The sequence below is a fragment of the Mycobacterium sp. NGS35 genome, from assembly GCF_059812855.1.
Window position 1 is genome coordinate 142,242 of sequence record NZ_JCALDL010000009.1, and the last position, 25,082, is coordinate 167,323.

Below are 25,082 nucleotides of genomic sequence, written 5' to 3' on the forward strand. Positions count from 1 at the left end.
ACCGCCCGGTTTCCGACGGTCGCCACGCGGGTACCTGACGGCTCATGAGCACGCCGAAGGACGACGACAAGAGCGAAGGCGACGTCGGGTCGGATCCCAACGTCGCGAGCTCACGCGCCGGCAAAGAAGACGACGAAGACGGCACGTACGTCGGCCGTTCGGGTTCCGACGACGCCATCGACGTCGGTGAGAGCGGCGCAGAGGCCCGCAGCGACGACGGCTAGCTGACTCTGAGCTGTCGCGCTGACACGCCGGCGCCATCCCAATTGCATTACGACATGGGCACATTCGCCCTCCCGTGAAGAGTGGTGAGCAGCTGCGCCAGCCACTCGCGCTCGACTTGATGTGGGTGCACAGGTCGCGAGAACACGATCTACCCGCTAGCTGTGGCACTCAAATTCATTGTCTTGCAACGTATTTCGGAATGTAGCCGGTGCCAGCGGTGGCGCCCCTGAGTCCTTCCCGACGTGAAATCGTTAGCCAACCGCGACATCAAGATCGGGTGTAGATCGGCGGGACTGCGGACAAACGATGGTTCACTACCCCAGAAGCGACGACGTCGATCGCATGTGGTGCGGCATACGAAAGATGGGATGGATACCGAACATGAAGTTCTTTGAACGATTGCGTGGTGCGTGGGGGCGCCGGCTGACGGTCGCTGCGGTGGCCGCGGCGTTGCTGCCGGGGCTCGTCGGCATTGTCGGCAGCATGCCGGCGGCAAACGCGTTCTCGCGGCCCGGTCTGCCGGTGGAGTACCTGCAGGTGCCGTCGCCGTCGATGGGACGCCAGATCAAGGTGCAGTTCCAGTACGGCGGTCCGCACGCGGTGTATCTGCTCGACGGTCTGCGGGCCCGCGACGACTACAACGGCTGGGACCTCGAGCTGCCCACGTTCGAGTGGTACAACGGTTCGGGGTTGTCGGTGGTGATGCCCGTCGGCGGCATGTCGAGCTTTTACACCGACTGGTATCAGCCTGCGACGGGCAACGGCGGCACCTGGACGTACAAGTGGGAGACGTTCCTCACCCAGGAGCTGCCCGCCTACCTGGCCGCCAACAAGAACGTCTCGCCCACGGGCAATGCCGTTGTGGGCCTGTCGATGTCGGGTGGCTCCGCGCTGATCTTGTCGGCGTACTACCCGGACAAGTTCATCTACGCGTCGTCGCTCTCGGGCTTCCTCAACCCGTCTGAGGGTTGGTGGCCGATGCTGATCGGCATGGCCATGAACGACTCCGGCGGCTTCAACGCGACCGCGATGTGGGGCCCGTCCAGCGATCCGGCCTGGCAGCGCAACGACCCGATGCTGCAGATTCCGCGCTTGGTGGCCAACAACACTCGCATCTGGGTGTATTGCGGCAACGGCACGCCGAGCGAGCTGGGCGGCTCTGACCTGCCGGCGAAGTTCCTGGAAGGGTTCACGCTGCGGACCAACGTCACTTTCCGCGACAACTACCTCGCGGCGGGTGGTCGCAACGGCGTGTTCAACTTCCCGGAGAACGGCACCCACTCCTGGCCTTATTGGGGCGCCCAGTTGCAGGCCATGAAGCCGGACATCCAGCAGGTGTTGGGAGCAACTCCCACCGCCTGACCATCGAAACCACTTCGGCCCCGGCACCCCAACCGCCGGGGCCGAAGTGTTTCATCCCCCTCGCCAGCGCAGCGCTTCTAACGCGACCGCGACATGCACGCTGGTGTTCTCCAACGGCCGTGGCAGCATTTCCTCAGCGCGGGCGAGTCTGCGTAGCAACGTGTTTCGGTGGGTGTACAACTTCGCCGCGGCCCTCGACGCGTTGCACTGCTCGCTGACGAACGTCAGCACGGTTCGGTGCAACTCCGGGCCGGCGTGCTCGAAGTCTCCGAGAGTGTCGGAAATGAATCGGTCCGCGCGTTCGGGATCCGACGTGATCAGCGCGACGAGCTCCACGTCGGTGAAGCTGACCACTTTCTGCGCCGAACCCAGCCGGGCCATCATCCGCTGCGTGGTCACCGCGTCGAGGTGGCTGCGCCGGAACCCCTCGATGCCGGTGGCGCTCGGTCCGACCGCGACCCGCACCCCACGCAGGTCTGCCAGCGCGTCAGCGATGCGGGCCGGGTCCACGCCGTCGCGACCCGGAATCCACACCCACCTGGTAGCGGCGCCGGCCATCACGGACAGGGGCCGCCGACCGTCGCCGACGTGCAGCACCGCGTCGGTGGCACGGTCCAGATCGGATAGATCGGCAGTGGGCTGGTCACTCCAGATGACGGCCGCGGTGTGGGTTTGGTCGAGGCGGTAACCGAGCCGGCTTTCCGCGCGCTGGCGGGTGATCGGGGCTCCGTCGAGAATCAGCGCGACCACCTCGCGACGTTCGGCGTGCGTTCCGCGGGTGAGTTGTTCGCGTTCGATCTCCACTTGCCGATAGATGCCCGCGATCGTCGCGTCGACGAACGAGCTGATCGAGCGTGCTGACACGTCGAGCAGTTCGCGCAGCTCCTCCGGGTCCGACGTCAGCCCGAACGCCACCTGCATCCAGAACCGCCATGCGACGTTCTGGCCGATCCGGTATGCATCCACGGCGGACTCGTCGAGGCCACGGCGGATGAAGTCACGTGCCACATCGAGCGTCTCCGGGCTGAGATTCGCAGGCACGGGTGCGCACGGATGGCTGATGTTGGCGGCGGCCCAGTGCAGCAGGTTCGCCCGGTTGCTACGCCGGATCGACTCCGCGAGCACGGGATCGCCGGCGATGACACGCATGTACTCCGACGACAGCGTGGCGGTGTCCAACTCGTCGAGCCATTCCTGCGGCACGTTGAGCAGGAACTCTGCGCCTTGGCGCATCAGCTCGCAGATTCGTGGCGACGGGCGCGGCCACTCCATGTGCAGATGGTAGGTCCGTCGGTGCACATTGCACCAGTAACCCAGCGGAAACGGTGCAACTTGGCATTGTTCGACTGACCCCTCACGCCTGACGATGGGACGCACCGTCAAAGGAGCCAGTGTGATGCCACAAGTCCCCACCGACCACGTCGACGTCCTGATCATCGGCGCCGGTATCTCCGGAATCGGCGCGGCCTACTACCTGCAGACCGAGCGGCCCGGCAAGTCGTACGCGATCCTCGAGGCACGCGGCGACATCGGTGGCACCTGGGACCTGTTCCGCTATCCCGGCATCCGGTCGGACTCGGATCTGCACACTTTCGGCTACGAGTTCAAGCCGTGGGATGACGAGGACGCGATCGCGAGCGCCGACAAGATCCTGGCCTATCTGCGCGAGACCGTCGCCGAGAACGGCATCGGCCGACGCATTCGCTTCGACCACAAGGTTCTCGGTGCGGCCTGGTCGAGTTGCGACGCGCGCTGGTACGTCGACGTCGAGCATGCCGGTGAGCGGGTCACGGTGTCCGCGAACTGGCTGTTCTCCGCGGGCGGTTACTACCGCTACGACGCAGGCTTCACCCCGCACTTCGAGGGCCGCGACCGGTTCAGCGGGCAGATCGTGCACCCGCAGCACTGGCCGGAGAACCTCGACTACCGCGGCAAGCGCGTCGTGGTGATCGGCAGCGGCGCGACAGCGGTCACGTTGGTGCCGGCGATGGCCGGCGACGCGGCGCACGTCACGATGCTGCAGCGCTCGCCCACCTACATCATGCCGGTGCCGTCGAAGGACACGATTGCCAACGCGTTGAAGAAGGTCCTGGGCAGTCGGCGTGGCTACGCGATCACGCGTCGCAAGAACATGCTCAAGCAGCGAGCGGTTTACCGTGTGTGCCAACGCTTTCCGCGTGCGGCCCGGCAGATCATTCGCTACGTCAATGCCCGTCAGCTACCCGACGGCTATCCCGTCGACGAGCATTTCAACCCCAGCTACGACCCATGGGATCAGCGGTTGTGCGCGGTGCCCGACGCAGACCTGTTCAACGCCATCCGCGACGGCAACGCCTCGGTGGTCACCGACCGCATCGTCACGTTCACCGAACGAGGCATCCTGCTCGAGTCGGGTACCGAGCTGGAGGCCGACATCATCGTCACCGCAACAGGTTTGAACTTGCAGGCGTTCGGCGGCATTCAACTCAGCGTCGACGGCGAACCGGTGCATCTGCCCGACACGGTGGCCTACAAGAGCATGATGCTGTCGGGCGTGCCGAACTTCGCGTTCGTGTTCGGCTACACGAACTCGTCGTGGACGCTGAAAGTCGGCCCGCTGTGCGAGCATTTCTGCCGTCTGCTCGACTATATGGACGACCACGGCTACCACATCTGCGTCCCTGAGGTAGGCGATCCGGACATGGCGACCGGTCCACTGCTGGACTTCGACGCCGGCTATGTGAAGCGCGCCGTGCACCAGTTGCCCCGGCAGGGCGACCGCGGCCCGTGGCGCATGGTCATGGACTACCGCCGCGATGTCGAGTTGCTGCGCAACGGCCCAGTCACCGACGAGAATCTGACGTTCCGGACTGCGGCCGACGAGTTGGTGGCGGTCTAATCGCGCACGCGCAGAACGACTTTCCCCTTGGCGGTCCGGTTCTCCAGTGAAGCCACAGCGGCGGCAGCCTGCTCCAGCGGATACACCGCGGGTTCCGGTGCGCGCAGTCGCCCGGAGGAAAGCAGCTTCTCCAGTCCGGCCCACTGCTCGGCCAGCGCGCCCGGATGCGTCATCGTCCACGCGCCCCAGCCGACACCGACGACGTCGATGTTGTTGAGCAGCAACCGATTCACCTTCACCGTCGGAATCTCGCCGCCGGTGAAGCCCACTACCAGCAGCCGCCCCGCCGGTGCCAGCGAACGCAGCGAGTCGGTAAAGCGATCTCCGCCAACGGGATCCATCACGATGTCGACGCCACGACCGTCGGTGAGCTCCTTGACGGCGTCTTTGAACCCGTCGGCCAGCACCACGTCGGTGGCGCCCGCGGCCGTTGCGACAGACCGCTTCTCGTCGGTGCTCACCACCGCGATCGTGCGCGACGCCCCCAGTACCGGCGCCAGCCTCAATGTCGAGGTGCCGATGCCACCAGCGGCACCGTGCACCAGCACGGTCTCACCCTCGGTGAGACGGCCCCGGACCGTGAGCGCGAAGTACACCGTGAGGTCGTTGAACAGAAGGCCGGCGCCGGCTTCGAAGCTGACGTTGTCAGGCAGCTTGAACGTCCGCTGCGGGTCCAGCACCGCGACTTCGGCCATGCCGCCGCTGATCATCGTCAGCCCGGCGACCCGGTCCCCGGGTCGTACGTGGCTGCCGTCCGGGACGCTGCGCACCACGCCGGCGATCTCGCCGCCGGGAACGAACGGTGGCTGCAGCTTGTACTGGTACAGGCCGCGAGACAGCAGCGCATCGGGAAACGCGACACCCGCGGCGTGTACGTCGACCACCACACCGTCGCCGCTGGGCTCCGGGATCTCGGAGATCTCGATTGCGTCTGGACCGTCGAGCCGGGTCACCTGTGCTGCGCGCATGCCACCTCCGATTTGGGTCCGCGGCGACAAAGCCTACTGTTCACACCAACGGCAAGAAATGGAGGCATCCCATGCAGCTTGCGCTGACAGACGACGAGGCGAAGTTCCGCGACGAGCTTCGCGAGTTCTACACCACCGAGATCCCGGCGGAGGTACGCCAGCGGGTACGTGAAGGGGTGTTCGAGCGCGACGACATCGTCAACACACAGAAAACCCTGAACGCCAACGGCTTGGCGGTGCCGAACTGGCCGCTGGAGTGGGGCGGCAAGGACTGGACTCCCACCCAGCACCAGATCTGGCTCGACGAGATGCAGCTGGCCAGTGTGCCGGAGCCGCTGAACTTCAACACCAAGATGGTGGGCCCGGTGATCGCGGAGTTCGGTTCGCAGCAGATCAAGGAGCGCTTCCTTCCCCCGACGGCCAACCTCGACATCTGGTGGTGTCAGGGCTTCTCCGAACCGGAGGCCGGCTCGGACTTGGCGTCGCTGCGCACCACCGCGGTGCGTGACGGCGACAGCTACGTGGTCAACGGGCAGAAGACGTGGACCACGCTGGGGCAGTACGCCGACTGGATCTTCTGTCTGGTTCGCACCGACCCCGGTGCGCCGAAGAAGCAGGCCGGCATCTCGTTCTTGCTGATCGACCTCGACACTCCTGGCATCACGATGCGGCCGATCAAGCTGATCGACGGCAGCGTCGAAGTCAACGAGGTGTTCTTCGAAGACGTCCGAGTGCCTGCCGATCAGCTGGTCGGCGAGGAGAACCAGGGCTGGACCTACGCCAAGTTCCTGCTGGGCAACGAGCGCACCGGCATCGCGGGCGTCGGCCGAACCAAGGTGAAGCTGGCGTCGGTCAAGCAGCACGCCGCGCAGAAGGGAATGCTCGCCGATCCGTTGTTCGCCGCGCGCTTGGCTGAGGTCGAAAACGACCTGCTGTCACTGGAATTGACGCAGATGCGGGTGGTGGCGGGATCGGCGGACGGCAAACCGAACCCGGCCTCGTCGGTGCTGAAACTCAGGGGAAGCCAGCTGCAGCAAGCGGCCACCGAACTGCTGGTCGAGGTCGCCGGCTTCGACGCGCTGGGCGGTGGTGACGACTGGACCGGACGCGCTGCTCCGACCTATCTCAACTATCGGAAGACCTCGATCTACGGCGGCAGCAACGAAATCCAGCGCAACATCATCGCGTCGACGATTCTCGGATTGTGAGGTAGGCCATGGACTTTCAATTCTCAGAAGAGCAGATCCTGCTGCGCGACACCACCCGCAGCCTGTTGTCGCGCAGCTACGACCAGGAGAGCCGCAACAAGGTCGCCGACACCGAGCTCGGCTGGAGTCGCGAGGTGTGGAATCAGTTGGCGGAGATCGGGATTCTGGGTCTCGGGTTCGACGAGGACGCCGGCGGGCAGATCGAGATCCTAGTGGTGATGACGGAAGTCGGCCGCCATCTGGCGCCGGAACCGGTCGTCTTCGGTGCGCTGGCACCGGGCGGGCTGATCGCCGAACTGGGCACCGACGCACAGCGCGGGCTGCTCGACGAGGTCGCCGGCGGCCAGCGGATGCTGGCTTTCGCTCACGAGGGCACCACTTCGGCTGCGCGACAAGGTGATTCATGGACGCTGAGCGGCCGCAAGAACCCCGTGCTTGCCGGTGACAGCGCCGACACGTTGGTGGTGAGTGCCGCATTACCCGACGGCGGCACCGGGCTGTTCGTCGTCGACGCGGCTGCGACGACCAGGCGCCCATACCGCACCTTCGACAGCCGCCGCGCAGCGCAGATCGACTTCGAAGAAACGCCGGCGGAGCCGCTGGGTGATGCGGTCGACGCGTCGGAGCACATTGCGGCCGCGCTGATCCGGGCGCAGTCGGCGTTGTGCGCCGAAGCCGTCGGCGCGATGGAGGAGGCGCTGCGGTTGACCACCGAATACCTCACCACCCGAAAGCAATTCGGCGTGACGCTGAACAAGTTCCAGACGCTCACTCAGCGGGCGGCCGACATGTACGTGTCCCTGGAGATGGCCCGCAGCATGAGCCTGTACGCCGCGATGTCGATCGCGGACGGCCGGCTGGATCCGGTGGTTGCGTCGCGCGCCAAGCTGCAGATCGGCCGGGCGGGCCGACACATCGGGCAGGAGGCGATCCAGCTGCACGGCGGCATCGGCGTGACTGCGGAGTATCCGGTCGGCCACTACACCGCCCGGCTGACCGCGATCGAGCAGACGCTGGGCTCGTCCACGGACCACCTGCGCAGGCTCGTCGAGCACGTCGGCGACTACGACATCGTGACGTTGTGACCGTCGCGCCGAGCGTGAGCTGGTGGCGATATTTCGGCGGCGGTTTCAAGGGTTCTATGCAACAGCTGTTGGTTTGAACGGGTTGCAGAGTAGTTCATCGAGGGCCTCGGCCGGGGTTTTCCAGCCCAGGGTCTCGCGGGGTCGGGTGTTGAGCTTGGCCGCGACGTAGTCGAGGTAGTCAGCCGGAAACACCGACAGGTCAGTGCCTTTGGCAAAGTACTGGCGCAGCAGGCCGTTGGTGTTCTCGTTGGTGCCGCGTTGCCATGGGGAGTGCGGATCGCAGAAGTAGATGTCCAGATCGCTGGCCTTGGCGATCTGGGCGTGGTTAGCCATCTCCTTGCCCTGGTCCCAGGTCAGTGTCTTTCGCAGGGTCGCGGGCAGGGCGGCCATCTTCGCCACGATTGCCTCCTGCACAGCCTCGGCGCCATGTCCGTCGGGCAGATGCAGCAGCATGACAAACCGGGTGGCCCGCTCCACCAGGGTGCCGATGGCTGAGCCCGAAGCAGTGCTACCCAGGATTAGATCGCCCTCCCAATGCCCGGGCACGGCACGATCAGCGACGGTGGCCGGGCGATCGCTGATGTTGACCATGTCCTTGATCCGGCCGCGACGTTCATCGGGACGGCGATGTGGTTTGCGTACCGCCCGGCCGGTGCGCAGGCAGCGATGTACTTCGCGGCGCAGATTCCCTTTGCCCTGAACATAAATCGCCAGATAGATGGTCTCGTGAGACACCCGCATCTCCGCATCATCGGGGAAATCGATGGGCAGCCGCCGGGCGATCTGCTGGGGGCTGTGCTGTTCATTTTCCAACCGGGCCTGCACCTCGTCATGCAGACGACTGTTGGTGGCCAGCTTGCCCGGCCGGCTGCGGCGCGCATTGCGCCACGCCTGGGCATGGGCCCGGCTGGCCCGATACCTCGGGGTCGGATCCCAGCCGCCACGCCAACGGGCACCGAAGCGATACCGCGACCGATAGCGTCCCGGTCCCCGAAATGAGCCATTGCGGTTGATCTCGCGCATCACCGTCGACGGGGCCCGGTCTAGCCGGCGCGCCATCGAGCGGATCGATTCACCCCGCGCGATCCCATCTTGAATCTCTTCACGTTCCTCCAGGCTCAGCCGAGGTCGCGAACGCGGGGCAATTTCATCTGGGAAAGTCGGTTTCACCCCGCCAGCATCAGCAAACCAACCCCATCCGGTCCGCCGCGACACACCCACGGCCACCCCGGCGTCCTCAACAGACCTGCCCGCACCGATCAGATCCCAGAACTGCCGACCCACAAACGGATACCGCGACACCCTCATCAACAACCCCTCACCTAGAGGCTGTTGCAATCACCCCTTGAAACCGCCGGCCGATTTTTCGCAACCAGCTCACGCTCGGCGCGGGAGTTGCACAGACCAGCGAGCGTTCAGTTGACCAGCCGCGCGATCGACCGCAGCGGAATCGACAGCCACGTCGGGCGGTGCCGCGCCTCGTAGGCGGCCTCGTACACGGCTTTGTCCAACTCGTACGCCGACAGCACGGTCGCCGAGTCGCGGGGATCGGCGCCGGCCACCGCGGCGTATCCGTCGCAGAACGCGGCCTGGTTGCGTTCCACCCACTCCCGCGCCCGGGCGGCCAACTGCTTGGCCGTGTCGCCGTCGTGGTCCACCAGCCGCTGATAGGCGGCGTACTCGTAGGACCGCAGCATGCCTGCCACGTCGCGCAACGGCGAGTCCGGCTTGCGCCGCTCGTCCAGCGGCTGCCCCGGCTCCCCTTCGAAGTCGATCAGCAGCCAGGTCTCCGGTGTCCGCAGCACCTGGCCGAGGTGCAGATCGCCGTGGATGCGCTGCACCGTCGTCGTCTCGCCGACGAGCTTGTGGAACCGCTCCTCGATGGCCGGCGCGAACTGCTGCAACTCCGGCACCGAAGCCGCCGCTGACGTCAACCGCCCCAGCATCACGTCGACCGGGAAATCGGCCGTCGAGGTGCCCAGCTCGGCGGCCAGCGTCGCGTGCACCGACGCCACCGCCTCACCCAGCCGGTACGACTCCCCGGCGAAGTCACCACCGACCTCGTACGCGTAAAGGTCGCCCTCCGCGAACAGATCACGCGTGCTGGCCGTCGCCATGTCCCAGCCTTCGGCGGAGTTCGCCGCGAATTCGGTGACCATGCCCAACGGCCAGTCTTGCCCGTCCAGCCGCATTTCGATCGAGCCGAGCAACGCGGCGACGTGCGGATTGCCCGCCCGCGCGAGCACCCGGTTCAGCTCGATGTCGGGGTTGATCCCGGGCGCGATGCGGCGGAACACCTTGAGGATGGCTTCCTGCTCGAAGATCACGCTGGTGTTGCTCTGTTCGGACTCGAACACCCGAGGGGCAGCGTCGACTGGCAGCCTCGCGCCGGGCTCCTTCGCGAACCGGACGTCACCGCGGGTGGCGTCGGCGTCGATCAGCGACACCAAGAAGTGTGCAGCGGCGGGGTCGTACAGCGCGTCGTACCCGGTGTGCTCCCCCTCCGGTCCGGACGACGTGCCGATGGTCGCGACGTGGCTGTACTCGTCGGGCGGCGGGCAGTCCCACAGCACAATCACCTGGTAACGCTCGGATGAGCCGTCGGTGTAGGACACGTCGACGAGAACCAACTCGAGGTCCTCGCGCAGCGGCACCACCCGGGCAGGTTGCGCCGCTGCCAGCTCCCGACTGCGCCCCGCGTACCAGCGCTGCCGGGGAAGCCATTCGGCAAAAGGCAGGTTCATGTGTTCCTCGCGCAAGCTCATCACCGATTCTCCTCGAACATGCGCAGCTGGAACCAGTAGAAACCGTGGCCCGGCAGTGTCAGCAAGTACGGCAGGTGCCCGATCCGCGGGAATTCGACGTGCCCGGTCAGCTCGACCGGCGTGTAGCCGTTCCAGTGCTGCAGATACAGCTCGATCGGCTGCGGAAAGCGCGACAGGTTGTTGACACACAACACCAGGTCGTCTCCGTCTTCGCGCAGGTACGCCAGCACCGACGGGTTCGACCCGCCCAACTCCTTGAACGTGCCGGTGGCGAACGCGGGGTGGCGGCGCCGCACCGCCAGCATCGTGCGGGTCCAGTTCAGCAGCGAGGTGGAGCTGTCCAGCTGCGCCTCGACGTTCACCGACTGATAGCCGTAGATCGGGTCCTGGTTCGGTGGCAAGTAGAGCCGGCCCGGGTTGGCCTTCGAGAAGCCCGCGTTGCGGTCGGGCGTCCACTGCATCGGAGTGCGCACGCCGTCGCGGTCACCGAGCCAGATGATGTCGCCCATCCCGATCTCGTCGCCGTAGTAGATGACCGGCGACCCTGGCAGAGACAACAGCAACGCGGTGAACAGTTCGATCTGGTTGCGGTCGTTCTCCAGCAGCGGAGCCAGCCGACGACGGATGCCGACGTTGGCCTTCATCCGTGGGTCTTTGGCGTATTCGGCGTACATGTAGTCGCGCTCTTCGTCGGTGACCATCTCGAGCGTCAACTCGTCGTGGTTGCGCAGGAAGATGCCCCACTGCGCCATTTCGGGAATCGGCGGCGTCTGGGAAAGGATCTCCGAGATCGGGATCCGCGACTCGCGCCGCACGGCCATGAAGATGCGCGGCATCAGCGGAAAGTGAAATGCCATGTGGCATTCGTCGCCGCCGGTGGCCGGGTCGCCGAAGTACTCGACGACGTCGGCCGGCCACTGGTTGGCCTCGGCCAGCAGCACCCGGCCGGGGTATTCGTCGTCGAGCACCTTGCGGCAGCGCTTCAAGAACGCGTGCGTCTCCGGCAGGTTCTCGCAGTTGGTGCCCTCCCGCTCGAACAGGTACGGCACGGCGTCGAGTCGGAAGCCGTCGATTCCGAGGTCCAGCCAGAACCGCAGTACGTCGATCATCGCCTCTTGCACCGCGGGGTTGTCGTAGTTCAGGTCGGGTTGGTGCGAGAAGAACCGGTGCCAGTAGAACTGCCGACGGACCGGGTCGAATGTCCAGTTGGACTCCTCGGTGTCGACGAAGATGATCCGCGCCTCGGAGTACTTGTCGCTGGTGTCGCTCCACACGTAGAAGTCGCCGTACGGCCCGTCCGGGTCGCGGCGGGATTCCTGGAACCACGGGTGGGAATCGGAGGTGTGGTTCATCACCAAGTCGGTGATCACCCGGATGCCACGCCGGTGTGCTGCGTCCAACAGTGCGACGAAATCCTCGACAGTGCCGAAGTCGGGCAGCACCTTGTAGAAGTCACGGATGTCGTAGCCGCCGTCGCGCAGCGGCGAGTCGTAGAACGGCGGCAACCACAGGCAGTCAACGCCCAGCCACTGCAGGTAGTCGAGTTTCTCGGTCAGGCCGCGCAGGTCGCCGGAGCCGTCGGCGGTCGCGTCGTAGAACGCTCGCACCAGCACCTCGTAGAACACCGCGCGCTTGTACCAAGTCCGGTCCGGCGGCAGGATCCGCGCGTGCCCGAAGTCCTCGGCGGTGGGATGCTCTACGAGTCCGTCTTCGACGTGGCTGCCCTGCGAGCGATGAGTGCCATGATCCGGATCGCCGACGTCGTGTGTCATCTGCATCAGAATCTCACCTACCCGGACACGCGCAAACCCAACCCCGGCCGGCGAAAGCCATTGCGCCGCCTACTGCTCGAATTCCAGGTGGTGCCGGATCTCCTCGGCGGCGGCTTGTAACGTCCGCGAGACGATGCCGCGCCCGACGAGCTCGCCGAACCACGCAGTGCCCCATCCGGTCAGCGCGAACGTCAAAGACAGGGTGATACGGCATCCGAGCTCGTCGTCGTCGACATGTGCGTCAAGCGAATGCCGCGTTCCCGACAGTGATCGCCACCTCAGCTGCCGGTTCCCCGCTTGCGTCACCAGCACTCGACCGCCGAGATAGATTGTGCCGCTTCGCATGAACACGTCCCATAGTTGGCCTTCGTCGCTGTCGCCGACGAACATGCAGCGCTTGAACGTCGACACTGCCGGAACCAGCTTGTGCATGTCGGTGAGGAACGCGGCGGCTTCGTCGGCCGGGCATTTCACCGTCTTGGTGACGGAGACCGTTTGCGCCATCGCCTCACCTGATCATGGGAACGACGGTTTTGCTTGCCAGCTTTGACAATCCGACTTGCATCACGCTGGTGACGTAGTCGTAGGCGAGGTCCCAGTCGGGGTGCTGGCCGAACCGGTCCTGCATGTCGATCGGTTCGAGCACCTGCATCCGGATTTTCGCGGGAAACGGAAAGTGCGGCAGCGGCAGCGGTGACAAGCCCCACGGCATGCTGAATGTCAGCGGCAGGCTTTTGACCCGCAGCAGCTTGTCGAGCCGCAGAGCCTTCGCGGTGCGCCGGCCGTCGTTGAGCACGAACAGCGTGTCGTGTCCGCCGGTGGCGACCACCGGCACGATCTTGACGCCGTTCTGGTGAGCCAGCCGCAAAAAGCCCTTACGGCCGGAGAACACGATCTTGTGCCGATCACGCCACGGCCGCAGCGCCTCGACGTCACCGCCCGGGTAGACCAGCGCGCACCCGCCACTGGAGAAGATCTTCTCCGCACACGAGTTGTCGGCCGGGACGACGCCGAGCTTGCGTGTCAGCGGGCCGATCCCGGGCGCCTTGGTGATGGTGTCGTGTGCGAGCGCGTACAGCGGCCGGCCTTCGACCGTGAAGTAGGTGTTGTAGGCGAGCAGGAAGACGAAGGTGTCGGGGGTGGCACCGCCGCCGCTGTGGTTGCCGACGAACAACACCGGCTCGTCGGGCACATTCTCGAAGCCGTCCACTTCGGCGCGGAACCACACCGTCGCCGCAAGCCAGAGCGTGGGCAGCACGTTGCGGATGAACTCGGGGTCGCGGCCCCGTAACTCCTCGGGAACGTCCACGACAGCGTGCCGTGGTTCAGCGATTGGCCGTCGACGCCTGCAACCGCGACAGGTTCTCCACCGACTTGCGCACGTCGCTCTTCAGTACGCGCGCCACCAGCGAGCCCACCGGACCGGACAGCACGCCGCCGCACAGGTCAGCGCAGAGGTGGAATTCCGAGCCGCGGCGGTGCTCGGCGATGGTCAACGTCAGCGCGATCCGCACCCCGCCGAAACCGTGGCCTTTCATCTCGATACACGACGGCGGGTTGAACTGGGTGACCTTCCAGTGGATGGTGTTACGAAAGCCCTTGACTTTGATGCACGACGACACCTCGGTGCCTTCTTCGATGGTGTCCGGCACCTCGCTTCGCCAGCCGCCGAAGATGGTCAGCCACTCGTCGAAGCGGTTGAGGTCCGACGCCAACTCCCACGCCTGTTCGGGGGTCATGTCGGCGGCCACCGACACGTCAACTTTCGCCATCGCAAGCTCCCTTCGCTGCTGTCCCCGTACCCAGCGAATCGCCGCTCTTAACCGCCGAGCTCACGGACCGCCACGTCCAGGTTTTCCGCCTGCTCGGCGAGTTCCCGCTCCGACAGGTCCCGGCCACCGGTGCGTCTGAGCAGCTCGTCGCGTGTGATGACCTCCAGCGCGCCCCGGTATTGCTCGGAGTCGCGCTGCTCCCGACCCAGCACTTCGGTGCGGCCCTCGATGAGCACCAGCGCCGCGTCGGGCTGCTCGGCGTCGAGCAGCTTGCGCACGTCGTCGACCGAAATCGTCATGACTTGCCCCGTCCTGTTCGCTGCTGCAGCTGGTCGATGAGGTCCGACGCCTGCGCCTTGGTGAGGTCGTCGGGCACTTGCTCTCCGGCTTCCTGCGCCAGCGTGTTGAGGTAGCTGCGCTGGGCTCCGGTCATCGGTTCGTCGCCGGTCACCCAGTCCGCCGGGTCCTTCTCCGGATTCTCCGCGGGCGCCCTGTCGGCATTCTCGGTCATTACCCACACCCTTCTGTCAGTGTCCGGGGTAGGGATGCCCGCCAGTTCTGTTTGGTATGCGTCAGCTGGTCAGTACTTGTGGTGAGAGTTCTTTGAGCATGGCGTTGGCCCAGCGCATCTGCCGAAGGGTCTGCGGGTGGCATTGCGCGGTGAGCGCCAGTAGGTCTTTGTCCTTGGTGGCCTGCGCGGCTTGGCCCAGCAGTTCCCAGTCCAGCGACACCCCGGCCGCTGACCGGTGTGCGCGGCGCAGGTCCGCCAGCAGCATCAGCGCCGGTTCCGGCCGTCGGCGCAGCGCCTCGCTGATCCTGGTCTGCAGCGCCGAGGTGAGCGACGTGGTGCGCGGATGCGCCGACAGACGCACTCCGTGGCGCTTGCCGTGCTCGGCGAGTTCTTGGATGTGCTGCTGCGACCACCCCGCCAGGTCCAGCGCCAGGTGGACGATGTCGCTGTCGGCGTGGTGACGCGCGGCAATGCCGTGCAGTGTCTGCGCAAGTTTACGTTCTGAGCGGTGCAGCTCGTGAATTGCCAAGCCGATCTTCATGATTGGGCCTTTCGCACACCAGCCGCCGCAGTCTTGAAGATCGGCTGCTTGGACACCGGGTCCCAGTCGGTGAGGGTCATCTCGTTGGCGGCGCGGTGGTGGACGTCCTCGTCACCGGACTCGTCGACGTCCCAATAGCCGTAGTGGAACGGCAGGAACACCACGCCGGGCCGGATCTCGGTCAGGCGCACGGGCGCGACGACGCTGCCGCGCGCGGTCTTCACCTCGACGACGTCGCCGTCGGCGATGCCGGTGCGTTCCCCGTCAGTGCGCGACATTTCCACCCACACATCGGGTGCGGCTTGCTGAAGTTGTTGTGCTCGTGCGGTTTTGGTGCGGGTATGGAAATGGTAGACGGTCCGGCCGGTGATCAGCGCGTACGGGTACTCGCTGCTCGGCCGCTCATGCGGCGGCATGTACTCCGCGGCCTTGATGATCGCCTTGCCGAACGGGTTCATCGCCCGGTATTCGGTCGGCTCCAGCGGCGCACCTGTGATGAGGTCCTTGCCGTAGGCCTCGCAGTAGTCGGGCTTTGCCCAGAACGCGCCGTCGGCGTAGAGGCGTTCGGTGCCATCGGGATGCTCTGCGTTGCAGGGCCATTGGATGCCGCTGCGGCCGCGTAGCTTGTCGTAGGACAGGCCCGTGTAATCACAGGGCCGGCCTTCGGTGCACTTCTTCCACGCCTCGAACGCCGACTCCGGATCGTGCCACGGCAGTAGCGGAGCGCCGTCCTTGTCGCGAAAGTCCATCCGGCGCGCATAGTCCAGGAAGATGTCGAGGTCCGGTCGCGCGTCACCCGGCGGGTCGACGGCCTTCTCCGAAAGGTGAACGGTGCGATCGGCATTCGTGAATGTGCCGGTCTTCTCGCCCCACGCCGCCGCCGGCAGCACCACGTCGGCCAACTCGGCGGTCTCGGTCAGGAAGATGTCCTGAACCACCACGAACAGCCGTTCCTGCGCAAGGATGTCGCGGATGCGGCTGAGTTGCGGCAGCGACACCGCCGGGTTGGTTGCCGTGATCCACAGCATCCGCACGCTGCCTTCCTCGGCGTAGCGGAAGATCTGCATCGCGTGTGTCGGCGGCGCGTAATGCGGAATCTGGATCGGGTCGATGTTCCAGAGCCGGGCGAGCTCTTCGATGTGAGCGTCGTTGGCCCAGTTGCGGAATCCGGCGAGATCTCCGTCGGCGCCGCATTCGCGGGTGTTCTCTGCGGTGGGTTGTCCGTTCATCTGCAGCACTCCGCAACCCGGTTTGCCGAGCATGCCGCGAACCAGGTGGATGTTGTTCACTTGCACCGATGCCGCGGTCGCCTGATGCGACTGGTAAAAGCCCTGCAGCACAGTCGACATCAGCCGCTGGGCGGTGCCGATCAGCCGGGCGGCCTCTCGGATCTTCTCGGCGTCCACCCCGCAGATCGATGCGGCCTTCTGCGGCGGGAACTCCTCGACCCGCTTGCGCAGTTCCTCGAAACCGACGGTGTGTGCGTCGATGTAGTCGCGGTCGATCCAGCCGTTGGCGACGATCTCGTGCAGCAGCCCGTTCATCAACGCGACGTTGGTGCCCGGCAGCGGTGCCAGGTGCACGGTGGCGTGCTGTGCGACAGGAGTGGGCCGCGGGTCGACGCAGATGATCGCCGGCGGCGACGGGCCGGCCAGCCGGTCCAGCATCCGCATCCACAGCACGGTCTGCGTCTCGGCGACGTTGTGCCCGTACAGCGCAATCACATCGGCGTGGTCCACGTCGGTGTAGGAGCCGGGCTGGCCGTCGCAGCCGAACGACTCCTTGAGCGCCTCGGCGGCTGTCGCCGTGCACAGTCGGGTGTTGCCGTCGACGTGGTTGGTGCCGAGCGCGCCGTGCGCAATGACTCCCTGGGTGTAGTACTCCTCGGCGAACAGCTGCCCGGAGGTGTAGAACGCAACCGAGCTCGGACCACGCTCTTGCAGCAACGACTTACTGCGCCTGACGATCTCGCTCATCGCGGTGTCCCAGTCAGTCTCCACGAGCCGACCGCCGCGCCGGATCAGCGGCGTGGTGAGCCGATCCGGCGACGCGTTGGCCTGCCAACCGAACAAGTCTTTGGGATCCACCCGGCCGTGGTTGACGCGGTCGATGGCGCGGCCGCGCACACCGACGATGCGTCCGTCGCGCACCGCGATGTCGATGCCGTCGCCGTTGGAATGCAGCACCGCCGCCGACTGCACCCAGCGCTCGACCGTGTCCGGCGTCATCCCCTCGGCAAGGTAGGTGTCGACGCGTTCCGGCCACCGCTGCCCCGGTCCATACGGTGTCCTGCCGCCCCACGGGTTCGCGATGCGCTCCGCTGTCGCCACCGCAGAGACTTACCCGGCCGACATGCTGGATAACCGTCGAAAACTGGGGAAGTACTTCGCGGTGACAGCCCAACGACTGGAAACCATGCTGCGCGAACGCGTCGACGGCGAGGTGCGCTTCGACGACGCGAGCCGGGCCGCCTATTCCACCGATGCGTCGAATTTTCGGCAAGTGCCCATCGGTGTCGTGATCCCGCACACGCCCGAGGCGGCGGCCACCGCTGTTGCCGTTGCTCGCGAGTGCGGCGCTCCTATCCTCTCCCGCGGCGGCGGCACCAGCCTGGCCGGCCAGTGCACCAACACCGCCGTGGTGGTCGACTGGTCCAAATACTGCAACAAGCTCGAGTCCGTCGACGCCGACGCCCGTCGCTGCGTGGTGCAACCGGGCATCGTCCTCGACGATCTCAACCGCCAATTAGCAAGTACTGGTTTGCGATTCGGGCCCGAGCCGGCCACACACATGAACTGCACGCTGGGCGGGATGATCGGCAACAATTCGTGCGGCGCCACCGCGCAACGCACCGGCAAGGTCGTCGACAACATCGCACGCCTGGAAGTTCTGTGCTACGACGGCACCCGGTTCTGGTGCGGACCGACCACCGACGACGAGTACGCCCGCATCGAGGCGCGGGGTGATCTGCGTGCGGCGATCTACCGCCAACTGCGCCGACTACGCGACGAGTACGCCGACGACATCCGCGACGGCTTTCCGCACATCCCGCGGCGGGTGTCCGGCTACAACCTGGACTCGCTGCTGCCCGAGCACAGCTTCGACGTGGCCGGGCTGTTGGTGGGCAGTGAGTCGACGTTGGTCACCGTGTTGCGAGCGGAGCTGAAGTTGGTCGACGTGCTGCCGGAGCGCACGCTGGTGGTGCTGGGTTATCCGAGCATCGACAAAGCCGGCGACGCCGTACCGGCTGTGCTGCCGCACCAGCCGATCGCATTAGAGGGTTTGGACTCCAAGCTGATTCGCGACGAACAGCTCAAGCACCTCAACCCAGAGGCGTTGAGGAAGCTGCCCAAGGGGCCGGCGTTTTTGATGGTGCAATTCGGCGGTCACGACAAAGAGCACGTCGACCAGCGGGCTCACCGGCTGCTCGAGGCACTGGAAGGCGGCGACCACGACCCGACGGTCGCATTCCTCGACGACCCCGATCGTGAAGAGGAACTGTGGCACGTGCGCGAGGCCGGACTGGCCGCGACCGCGCATGTCCCCGGCCGTCCGGAAACATTTGAGGGATGGGAAGATTCGGCGGTCGCACCCGAGAAGCTGGGCGAATACCTGCGGCGGTTGACTGGGCTGTTCGCCGACTTCGGTTACGAGAGCGACACCGGTCCCAGTCTCTACGGACACTTCGGCCAGGGCTGCGTGCATACCCGGATTCCGTTCGACCTGTTCACCGCCGACGGGGTGGCCACCTATCGCCGGTTCCTGCAATGCGCCGCCGACCTGGTAAGCGAGTTCGGCGGCTCACTGTCCGGCGAGCACGGTGACGGGCAGACTCGGGGCGAGCTGTTGCCCAGGATGTTCGGCCCGCGGCTGATGGACGCGTTTGAAATGCTCAAGGGCATCTTCGACCCGTTCAACAAGATGAACCCGGGGAAGGTGGTCTTCCCCAGGCGCCTCGACCAGAACCTGCGACTCGGATCGGATTGGGCCCCAAAGGCTCCCACCGACCTGCACTTCCGATATCCGCACGACGAAGGCTCGTTCGTGCATGCTGTCAACCGCTGCGTCGGTGTCGGCAAGTGCCGCCAGCATTCCACCGATGGCGGTCAGGTGATGTGCCCGTCCTACCAGGTGACCCGCGAAGAGCACTACACCACGCGAGGCCGGGCCCGGCTGCTGTTCGAGATGCTCGACGGTCACGGCGATAGCCCGATCCGCGGCGACGGGTGGCGATCGGCAGCGGTCAAGGATGCGCTCGACTTGTGCTTGGCCTGCAAGGGATGCAAGACCGATTGCCCCGCCAACGTCGACATGGCCACCTACAAGGCCGAATTCCTGGCGCACCACTATGCCGGTCGGCAGTGGCGCCGGCCGCGCTCCGACCTGACGATGGGCTGGCTACCCGTCGCCGCCCGCATGGTGACTGCCGCGCGACTGGGGCCGCTGCTCAACGCGGCCGCTGCCTCGCCGAAACTGCGCCGGGCGGTCATAGCCGCTGCCGGGATCGAGGACCGTGACATCCCGCGGTTCGCGAATCAGACACTGCGGCAATGGTTTCGATCGCACACGCCGCGGGGCTCGGGTGAGCGCGGCACCGTCATGCTGTGGCCGGACACTTTCACCGACTGCTTTCATCCGCACATCGGCCAGGCCGCCATTGCCGTGCTCGAAGACGCCGGCTGGTCGGTCACCCTGCCGCCGAAGGCGTTGTGCTGCGGACTGACCTGGGTGTCCACCGGACAGCTCACCACCGCGAAGAAGGTTCTGTCGCGTACGGTGCGAGTACTCGCGCCGCACGTGCGGGCCGGCGGGCTGGTGGTGGGGCTGGAACCCAGCTGCACCACCGTCTTTCGCGCGGACGCGGCCGAGCTGTTTCCCGACGACCACGACGTGTTGCGGCTGCGCGACCAGACCGTCACGCTGGCCGAATTGCTCACCCGCCATTCGCCCGGCTACTGCCCGCCCGCCCGCCACGTCGACGCGCTGGCGCAGGTGCACTGCCACCAGCACGCGGTGCTCGGCTGGCAGGCCGACGAGGAACTGTTGCGTGCCGCCGGCGTGGACGTGCATCGCCTGGACTCCGGATGCTGCGGATTGGCAGGCAATTTCGGTTTCGAACGCGGCCATCTCGAGGTGAGCAAGGCATGCGCTGAACGGGTGCTGCTTCCCGAGATCCGCCGCGCCTCTCAGGACACCGTGGTACTGGCCGACGGCTTCAGTTGCCGCACCCAGATTGCCGAGCTGGCCAGTGGCCGTGAGGGACTGCACCTGGCCGAACTACTCGCCGACGGAAAGGGACAAGCATGCGAGCGATCACTGTCGAGCCGGGCCACCGTGGAACGCTGAAGGTCGCCGACGTGCCCGACCCGGAGCCGGGTGGGGGCGAGCTGCTGGTCGAGGGCATCGCGGTCGGCGTGTGCGGCACCGACAAGGAGATCGTCGCCGGCGAATACGGCTGGGCGCCGGCGGACACCCCGTGGTTGGTGCTCGGCCACGAATCGCTGGGCCGGGTTCGCCAAGCGCCTCCGGACAGCAACTTCAGGGAAGGTGACCTGGTGGTCGGCGTGGTCCGCCGCCCGGATCCGGTGCCGTGCGGTGCATGCGCGCACGGGGAATTCGACATGTGCCGCAACGGCCGATACCGCGAACGCGGCATCAAGGAACTGCACGGCTACGGCAGCCAGCAGTGGACCGTCGAACAGGATTACGCCGTGCGGCTCGACCCGGCGCTGCATGACGTCGGCGTGCTGATGGAGCCCACCTCGGTGGTGGCCAAGGCGTGGGAGCAGGTCGACGCGACAGGGCAGCGCAGTTGGTTCGAGCCGCACCGGGTGCTGGTCACCGGCGCCGGCCCGATCGGTTTGCTGGCCGCACTGATCGGCACGCAGCGCGGTCTGGACACCCACGTGCTGGACCAGGTCACCAGCGGGCCCAAACCCGAACTGGTGAAGTCGCTGGGCGCGACCTACCACCACGACGACGTCGACTCCGTCGCCAAGCAACTGCAGCCCGACGTCGTCATCGAGGCAACCGGCGTCGCGAGCCTGGTCTTCAGCGCCCTGCAGCACACCGACACCTACGGCATCACCTGCCTGACCGGGGTGTCGCCGACCGGCCGGAAGCTCAGCGTGGACGCCGGTGCGGTGAACCGGGAGATCGTGCTGGAAAACGACGTCGTGGTCGGTTCGGTCAACGCGAACCTGCGTCACTACCAGCAGGCCGCCGACGTGCTGGCGCGCGCGGACACCGGGTGGCTGGCGCGGCTGATCACCCGCAGGGTGCCGCTGGAGCGCGCCACCGAGGCGTTCGAGAAGCGAGACGGCGACGTCAAAGTGGTGATCGACCTCGACGGGCGCAACTGATGGCACCCAGCCGTATCGAGGACTACGCGCTGATCGGTGACCTGCACACGGCCGCGATGGTCGGCCGCGACGGCAGCATCGACTGGCTGTGTCTGCCGCGGTTCGACTCCGGGGCATGCTTCGCGGCCCTGCTGCACGACGAGTCGGCCGGACACTGGCGGCTCGCGCCGGCCGGCTGCGCAGCAGCGACCCGGCGGGGCTACCGCGACGACACGCTGATCTTGGACACCGAGTGGGACACCGACGGCGGGTCGGTGCGGGTCACCGACTTCATGCCGCCGCGTGGCGACGCCGCGGACGTGGTGCGGATCGTCGAAGGGCTGACGGGCACGGTGCGCATGAGCATGCGGCTGGTTATCCGCTTCGACTATGGGCACATCGTGCCGTGGGTGCGCCACGACGACGCCGGACTGACCGCCGTCGCCGGACCGGATGCGGTGTGTCTGCGGACGCCGGTGCCGGTGCACGGCCGCGACATGGCCAGCGTCGCCGAGTTCGACGTGAGCGCCGGGCAGCGGATTCCGTTTGTGCTCACCCATGTGCCGTCCTATCAACCCTGGAAAACGCGGGCCGAGGGCGAGCAGTCGCTGACCGACACCGAAAAGTATTGGCACGACTGGATCAGCCACTGCACCTATCGCGGCCCGTGGGAATCGGCGGTGCGCCGCGCGCTGATCACGTTGAAGGCGTTGACCTACCATCCCACCGGTGGCATCACCGCCGCGGCTACCACGTCGCTGCCGGAAGACCTTGGCGGCGTGCGCAATTGGGACTACCGCTATTGCTGGCTACGCGACGCGTCGTTCACGCTGCAGGCGCTGCTGGGCACCGGTTACATCGACGAGGCCAAAGCCTGGCGCGACTGGCTGGTGCGAGCCGTGGCCGGCGACCCGTCCAAGCTGCAGATCATGTACGGCCTCGACGGCGCGCGCCGGCTACCTGAGCTCACGCTCGACTGGCTGTCCGGCTACGAAGGCTCTCGGCCGGTGCGCGTGGGCAATGCTGCGGCAGCGCAATTCCAGCTAGACGTGTGGGGCGAGGTCTTGGACGGCCTTCACTTCGCCCGCGACACCGGACTGTCGGCCGAGGAGACCGCGTGGGACGTTCAGCGCGCGCTCCTGGATTTCCTCGAAAGTCATTGGCAGGAGCCAGATTCCAGTCTTTGGGAGGTCCGCGGTCCGCGGCGGCATTTCGTGCACTCCAAGGTGATGGCATGGGCGGGCGTCGACCGGGCAGTGCACACCGTGGAGTGTCAGGGGCTCGACGGCCCGGTGGACAAGTGGCGCGCGCTACGCGACGAAATCCACGCGGACGTCTGCGCCAAAGGCTACGACTCCGACCGCGAGACGTTCACCCAGTTCTACGGCTCGCGCGGGCTGGATGCCGCGTTGTTGCTGCTGCCCCGCGTGGGCTTTCTGCCGTGGACCGATCCGAGAATGCTCGGCACCGTGAAGGCGGTGCAGCGCCAATTGTCAAGCGACGGCTTTCTTTTGCGGTACCGGCCCGATGCCGACGGCGGGGTCGACGGGCTACCGGGACATGAGGGCGCGTTTCTGGCGTGCACGTTCTGGCTCGCCGACGCGCTGCACGGCATCGGCCGCCGCGACGAAGCTCGCGAGCTTTTCGAGCGGCTGCTGTCGCTGCGCAACGACGTCGGACTGCTCAGCGAGGAATACGACACGGGCAGCGGACGCCAGGTGGGCAACACCCCGCAGGCGTTCTCCATGGTCGGATTGGTCAACACCGCACGCCAGCTCACCGGGACGTCCGCGGAGACCGATTCTGATTGATTCTCGGCGATCCTGAAAGCAGCGTCGGCGACACTGGTGATGACGAGATGACGCCAAACTGCGCGGGGGGAGGTGGTGACGAGTGGCAGCGGTGCCCGATGCAGCCACGCTGGAGAGTGCCTTGGACATGGCTGCGCGAGCGCCTTCGGTTCAGAATTCTCAGCCGTGGCATTGGCGGGTCAGCCGGGAAGGTGTGCACCTGTACGCCGACCGCAGTCGCCAACTCGGCGATGCCGACTTCGACCGGCGGGACGTCCTGCTGAGCTGCGGCGCTGTGCTGGACCACTGCGTCGTGGCGTTCGCGGCACACGGCTGGCACACCCACGTTCGGCGCTTCCCCGACGTCTCCGACCGCGATCATCTGGCCCTGATCGAGATCATCGAGACGCCGAGCCCCGAACCCACCAGAGAGTTGGCCGACGTCATCGCACGCCGCCGCGCCGACCGACGGCGGTATGGCGAGGGCCCGCTTCCGCCCGGCACGCTGGAACTGCTCTATGTCCGCGCGGCGCGCCGTCGGGTCACCCTGGGCGTGGTTCCGCGCGTGAGATGGTTCCGCCGGGACAGCGTGGCGCTGCGCTACGGCGGGACAGCCGCCAGCGCAGACCCGGCGCATGAGGACGACGGTGTGCTGCTCGTGATGGGAACCGAGACGGACGACGATCTGGCGCGGCTGCAGGCAGGTGAGGCGCTGAGTCGGCTCCTGTTGTCCGCCACGGCATTGGGACTGTCCAGTTGCCCGCTCACCGACCCACTCAGGCAAACACGAGACCGTCTGGCGCTCGCATGTGAGGTGTTCGACGGTGAGCGTTATCCGCAAGCATTGATCCGGTTGGGTCAGGGGTCGCCCGACAGCGATCCGCTGCCCGAAATCGAGCGACTGTCGGTCGCGGAGACGACGAGCTGGGACAGCGGCATCCGTTAAGTGCAATCAGCCCGCGGTCGCCGGAGCGGCCATCTCCGCCCACAGCCTGCGGCGCAGCCGATCGAGTGTGCTTGCCAGCAGCCGCGATACATGCACCTGTGACTTGCCCAGCCGTTGAGCAATCTGGGTCTGGGTCATGCAGTCGCAGAACCGCATTCGCAGGATCTCGCGCTCCTGCTCTGACACTTGGGTGAGCAGGCCCGCGACCGCGACGCAGTCTTCGACGATGCTGTAGTGCGGGTCCTCGACACCGTGCAGCGACATCGTCGTGGCATCTCCGGTGTGGCTGCCGGGCAGCGCGGCGTCGAGGGACAACGGCCGGTACGCGTATGCGGCGTCCAGCGACTGCGACACCTCGTCGGAGTCGATGCCGAGTTCGCCGGCCAGTTCGGCGGCTGTCGGCGCGCGACCGAGCCGCTGCGACATCGGGTCGATAGCCGCACGCACGCGCAGATGGGTGTCTTTGAGCTTGCGTGGTACCCGCATACCCCACGTGTTGTCGCGGAAGTACCTGCGCACCTCGCCGAAGATCGTCGGCACCGCGTAGGCCAGGAACCGTCCGCGGTCAGGATCGAAGCGGTCCACCGCCTTGACCAGCCCAAGCCGGGCCACCTGCAGTAGGTCGTCGCCCGGTTCGCCGCGGCCGACGAATCGGTAGGCGATGTGGTCGGCCAGCGGCAGACACCTGGTGATCACGTCGTTGCGCCGGCGTTCGAACTGGGCGCTCTCGCGGGGGATGTCGGCCAACTCCTCGAGCATCGCCTCCACGTGGGAGTAGTCCTCGTCGGTTGATTGGGGTTGCGGCGACGGCGGCCGGCACGTGCGGTCGTGGTCAGCGGAAACATCCATCGAGAAGTAGCCCCCTTCCCAACACTACAGACCTGTCTGTAGCGTAGACTACCCGTACCGATCCGGTAC

At 66.3% G+C, this 25,082-nt stretch carries 22 protein-coding genes; 9 read left to right on the plus strand and 13 right to left on the minus strand.

The annotated features are described in order from the left end of the window. Positions 1–44 precede the first annotated feature (44 nt). Both AC5Y4C_RS15780 and AC5Y4C_RS15785 read left to right on the plus strand, forming a co-directional pair. Positions 45–224: a hypothetical protein gene (locus AC5Y4C_RS15780; protein WP_499904658.1), complete on the plus strand. Its 180-nt coding sequence runs from the start codon at positions 45–47 to the stop codon at positions 222–224. A gap of 382 nt (positions 225–606) precedes the next feature. Then, positions 607–1,587: an esterase family protein gene (locus AC5Y4C_RS15785; RefSeq protein WP_499904656.1), complete on the plus strand. Its 981-nt coding sequence runs from the start codon at positions 607–609 to the stop codon at positions 1,585–1,587. A gap of 51 nt (positions 1,588–1,638) precedes the next feature. On the opposite strand, the gene AC5Y4C_RS15790 is transcribed toward AC5Y4C_RS15785, so the two are convergent. Then, the gene (locus AC5Y4C_RS15790; RefSeq protein WP_499904654.1) at positions 1,639–2,859 is read right to left on the minus strand and encodes an Rv1453 family transcriptional regulator; all 1,221 of its coding nucleotides are present in this window, start codon (positions 2,857–2,859) and stop codon (positions 1,639–1,641) included. 124 nt (positions 2,860–2,983) lie between these two features. On the opposite strand from AC5Y4C_RS15790, the gene AC5Y4C_RS15795 reads away from it, so the two are divergent. Beyond that, entirely contained in the window at positions 2,984–4,465 is a 1,482-nt protein-coding gene (locus tag AC5Y4C_RS15795) for a flavin-containing monooxygenase (RefSeq protein WP_499904652.1), read from the plus strand. Here AC5Y4C_RS15795 and AC5Y4C_RS15800 read toward each other — a convergent pair. After that, positions 4,462–5,433, minus strand: coding sequence for an NADPH:quinone oxidoreductase family protein (locus AC5Y4C_RS15800; RefSeq protein WP_499904650.1), 972 nt, complete (start codon positions 5,431–5,433; stop codon positions 4,462–4,464). The two genes, AC5Y4C_RS15795 and AC5Y4C_RS15800, sit on opposite strands and share 4 nt — an antisense overlap. Positions 5,434–5,504: 71 nt before the next feature. Here AC5Y4C_RS15800 and AC5Y4C_RS15805 point away from each other — a divergent pair, with 71 nt between their 5' ends. Then, positions 5,505–6,641, plus strand: coding sequence for an acyl-CoA dehydrogenase family protein (locus tag AC5Y4C_RS15805; protein ID WP_499904648.1), 1,137 nt, complete (start codon positions 5,505–5,507; stop codon positions 6,639–6,641). An 8-nt stretch (positions 6,642–6,649) separates the two neighbouring features. After that, complete coding sequence (locus AC5Y4C_RS15810) at positions 6,650–7,726, plus strand: acyl-CoA dehydrogenase family protein (protein WP_499913398.1); 1,077 nt, start codon at positions 6,650–6,652, stop codon at positions 7,724–7,726. 54 nt (positions 7,727–7,780) lie between these two features. On the opposite strand, the gene AC5Y4C_RS15815 is transcribed toward AC5Y4C_RS15810, so the two are convergent. The 10 genes from AC5Y4C_RS15815 to AC5Y4C_RS15860 form a co-directional block, all read right to left on the minus strand. Further along, entirely contained in the window at positions 7,781–9,034 is a 1,254-nt protein-coding gene (locus AC5Y4C_RS15815) for an IS30 family transposase (protein WP_499961778.1), read from the minus strand. 107 nt (positions 9,035–9,141) lie between these two features. Further along, positions 9,142–10,470 carry a maltokinase N-terminal cap-like domain-containing protein gene (locus tag AC5Y4C_RS15820; RefSeq protein WP_499906260.1) on the minus strand — a complete coding sequence of 443 codons (1,329 nt, stop codon included), beginning with the start codon at positions 10,468–10,470 and terminating at the stop codon, positions 9,142–9,144. A gap of 20 nt (positions 10,471–10,490) precedes the next feature. Then, entirely contained in the window at positions 10,491–12,263 is a 1,773-nt protein-coding gene (treS, locus tag AC5Y4C_RS15825) for a maltose alpha-D-glucosyltransferase (protein WP_499904644.1), read from the minus strand. A 69-nt stretch (positions 12,264–12,332) separates the two neighbouring features. Further along, a complete protein-coding gene (locus AC5Y4C_RS15830) occupies positions 12,333–12,767 on the minus strand; it encodes an SRPBCC family protein (protein ID WP_499904642.1) in 435 nt (144 codons plus the stop codon). Between the two features lie 4 nt (positions 12,768–12,771). Then, positions 12,772–13,572, minus strand: a complete 801-nt coding sequence (locus AC5Y4C_RS15835; protein WP_499913396.1) for a lysophospholipid acyltransferase family protein — start codon at positions 13,570–13,572, stop codon at positions 12,772–12,774. 16 nt (positions 13,573–13,588) lie between these two features. Next, positions 13,589–14,035, minus strand: coding sequence for a type II toxin-antitoxin system Rv0910 family toxin (locus tag AC5Y4C_RS15840; RefSeq protein WP_499904638.1), 447 nt, complete (start codon positions 14,033–14,035; stop codon positions 13,589–13,591). Between the two features lie 47 nt (positions 14,036–14,082). Further along, positions 14,083–14,334 (minus strand): hypothetical protein, encoded by a 252-nt coding sequence (locus AC5Y4C_RS15845; RefSeq protein WP_499913394.1) that lies wholly within the window; start codon positions 14,332–14,334, stop codon positions 14,083–14,085. After that, a complete protein-coding gene (locus tag AC5Y4C_RS15850) occupies positions 14,331–14,546 on the minus strand; it encodes a DUF3072 domain-containing protein (protein ID WP_499961776.1) in 216 nt (71 codons plus the stop codon). Before AC5Y4C_RS15850 ends, AC5Y4C_RS15845 begins: the two co-directional genes overlap by 4 nt. 61 nt (positions 14,547–14,607) lie before the next feature. After that, complete coding sequence (locus tag AC5Y4C_RS15855) at positions 14,608–15,087, minus strand: hypothetical protein (protein ID WP_499904628.1); 480 nt, start codon at positions 15,085–15,087, stop codon at positions 14,608–14,610. Next, the gene (locus AC5Y4C_RS15860) at positions 15,084–17,417 is read right to left on the minus strand and encodes a molybdopterin oxidoreductase family protein (RefSeq protein WP_499904626.1); all 2,334 of its coding nucleotides are present in this window, start codon (positions 17,415–17,417) and stop codon (positions 15,084–15,086) included. The genes AC5Y4C_RS15855 and AC5Y4C_RS15860 overlap by 4 nt, the downstream gene beginning before the upstream one ends. Positions 17,418–17,439: 22 nt before the next feature. Between AC5Y4C_RS15860 and AC5Y4C_RS15865 the strand changes: the two genes are divergently transcribed. From AC5Y4C_RS15865 to AC5Y4C_RS15880, 4 genes are all read left to right on the plus strand, one after another. Further along, a complete protein-coding gene (locus AC5Y4C_RS15865) occupies positions 17,440–20,433 on the plus strand; it encodes an FAD-binding and (Fe-S)-binding domain-containing protein (RefSeq protein ID WP_499904624.1) in 2,994 nt (997 codons plus the stop codon). Further along, positions 20,391–21,449 (plus strand): glucose 1-dehydrogenase, encoded by a 1,059-nt coding sequence (locus AC5Y4C_RS15870; RefSeq protein WP_499904620.1) that lies wholly within the window; start codon positions 20,391–20,393, stop codon positions 21,447–21,449. Before AC5Y4C_RS15865 ends, AC5Y4C_RS15870 begins: the two co-directional genes overlap by 43 nt. Continuing rightward, positions 21,449–23,239, plus strand: coding sequence for a glycoside hydrolase family 15 protein (locus AC5Y4C_RS15875; RefSeq protein ID WP_499961775.1), 1,791 nt, complete (start codon positions 21,449–21,451; stop codon positions 23,237–23,239). Before AC5Y4C_RS15870 ends, AC5Y4C_RS15875 begins: the two co-directional genes overlap by 1 nt. An 82-nt stretch (positions 23,240–23,321) precedes the next feature. Next, positions 23,322–24,164, plus strand: a complete 843-nt coding sequence (locus AC5Y4C_RS15880) for a nitroreductase family protein (RefSeq protein ID WP_499949781.1) — start codon at positions 23,322–23,324, stop codon at positions 24,162–24,164. Between the two features lie 6 nt (positions 24,165–24,170). On the opposite strand, the gene AC5Y4C_RS15885 is transcribed toward AC5Y4C_RS15880, so the two are convergent. Next, positions 24,171–25,013: a SigB/SigF/SigG family RNA polymerase sigma factor gene (locus tag AC5Y4C_RS15885; RefSeq protein WP_499961773.1), complete on the minus strand. Its 843-nt coding sequence runs from the start codon at positions 25,011–25,013 to the stop codon at positions 24,171–24,173. Between the last annotated feature and the right edge of the window lie 69 nt (positions 25,014–25,082).

Bases quoted from the DNA above. Each gene is read 5' to 3' on its own strand.
- AC5Y4C_RS15780 (WP_499904658.1), top strand. From the start codon at position 45: ATGAGCACGCCGAAGGACGACGACAAGAGCGAAGGCGACGTCGGGTCG.
- AC5Y4C_RS15785 (WP_499904656.1), top strand. From the start codon at position 607: ATGAAGTTCTTTGAACGATTGCGTGGTGCGTGGGGGCGCCGGCTGACG.
- AC5Y4C_RS15790 (WP_499904654.1), bottom strand. From the start codon at position 2,859: ATGGAGTGGCCGCGCCCGTCGCCACGAATCTGCGAGCTGATGCGCCAA.
- AC5Y4C_RS15795 (WP_499904652.1), top strand. From the start codon at position 2,984: ATGCCACAAGTCCCCACCGACCACGTCGACGTCCTGATCATCGGCGCC.
- AC5Y4C_RS15800 (WP_499904650.1), bottom strand. From the start codon at position 5,433: ATGCGCGCAGCACAGGTGACCCGGCTCGACGGTCCAGACGCAATCGAG.
- AC5Y4C_RS15805 (WP_499904648.1), top strand. From the start codon at position 5,505: ATGCAGCTTGCGCTGACAGACGACGAGGCGAAGTTCCGCGACGAGCTT.
- AC5Y4C_RS15810 (WP_499913398.1), top strand. From the start codon at position 6,650: ATGGACTTTCAATTCTCAGAAGAGCAGATCCTGCTGCGCGACACCACC.
- AC5Y4C_RS15815 (WP_499961778.1), bottom strand. From the start codon at position 9,034: ATGAGGGTGTCGCGGTATCCGTTTGTGGGTCGGCAGTTCTGGGATCTG.
- AC5Y4C_RS15820 (WP_499906260.1), bottom strand. From the start codon at position 10,470: ATGAACCTGCCTTTTGCCGAATGGCTTCCCCGGCAGCGCTGGTACGCG.
- treS (WP_499904644.1), bottom strand. From the start codon at position 12,263: ATGACACACGACGTCGGCGATCCGGATCATGGCACTCATCGCTCGCAG.
- AC5Y4C_RS15830 (WP_499904642.1), bottom strand. From the start codon at position 12,767: ATGGCGCAAACGGTCTCCGTCACCAAGACGGTGAAATGCCCGGCCGAC.
- AC5Y4C_RS15840 (WP_499904638.1), bottom strand. From the start codon at position 14,035: ATGGCGAAAGTTGACGTGTCGGTGGCCGCCGACATGACCCCCGAACAG.
- AC5Y4C_RS15845 (WP_499913394.1), bottom strand. From the start codon at position 14,334: ATGACGATTTCGGTCGACGACGTGCGCAAGCTGCTCGACGCCGAGCAG.
- AC5Y4C_RS15850 (WP_499961776.1), bottom strand. From the start codon at position 14,546: ATGACCGAGAATGCCGACAGGGCGCCCGCGGAGAATCCGGAGAAGGAC.
- AC5Y4C_RS15855 (WP_499904628.1), bottom strand. From the start codon at position 15,087: ATGAAGATCGGCTTGGCAATTCACGAGCTGCACCGCTCAGAACGTAAA.
- AC5Y4C_RS15865 (WP_499904624.1), top strand. From the start codon at position 17,440: ATGCTGGATAACCGTCGAAAACTGGGGAAGTACTTCGCGGTGACAGCC.
- AC5Y4C_RS15870 (WP_499904620.1), top strand. From the start codon at position 20,391: ATGCGAGCGATCACTGTCGAGCCGGGCCACCGTGGAACGCTGAAGGTC.
- AC5Y4C_RS15875 (WP_499961775.1), top strand. From the start codon at position 21,449: ATGGCACCCAGCCGTATCGAGGACTACGCGCTGATCGGTGACCTGCAC.
- AC5Y4C_RS15885 (WP_499961773.1), bottom strand. From the start codon at position 25,013: ATGGATGTTTCCGCTGACCACGACCGCACGTGCCGGCCGCCGTCGCCG.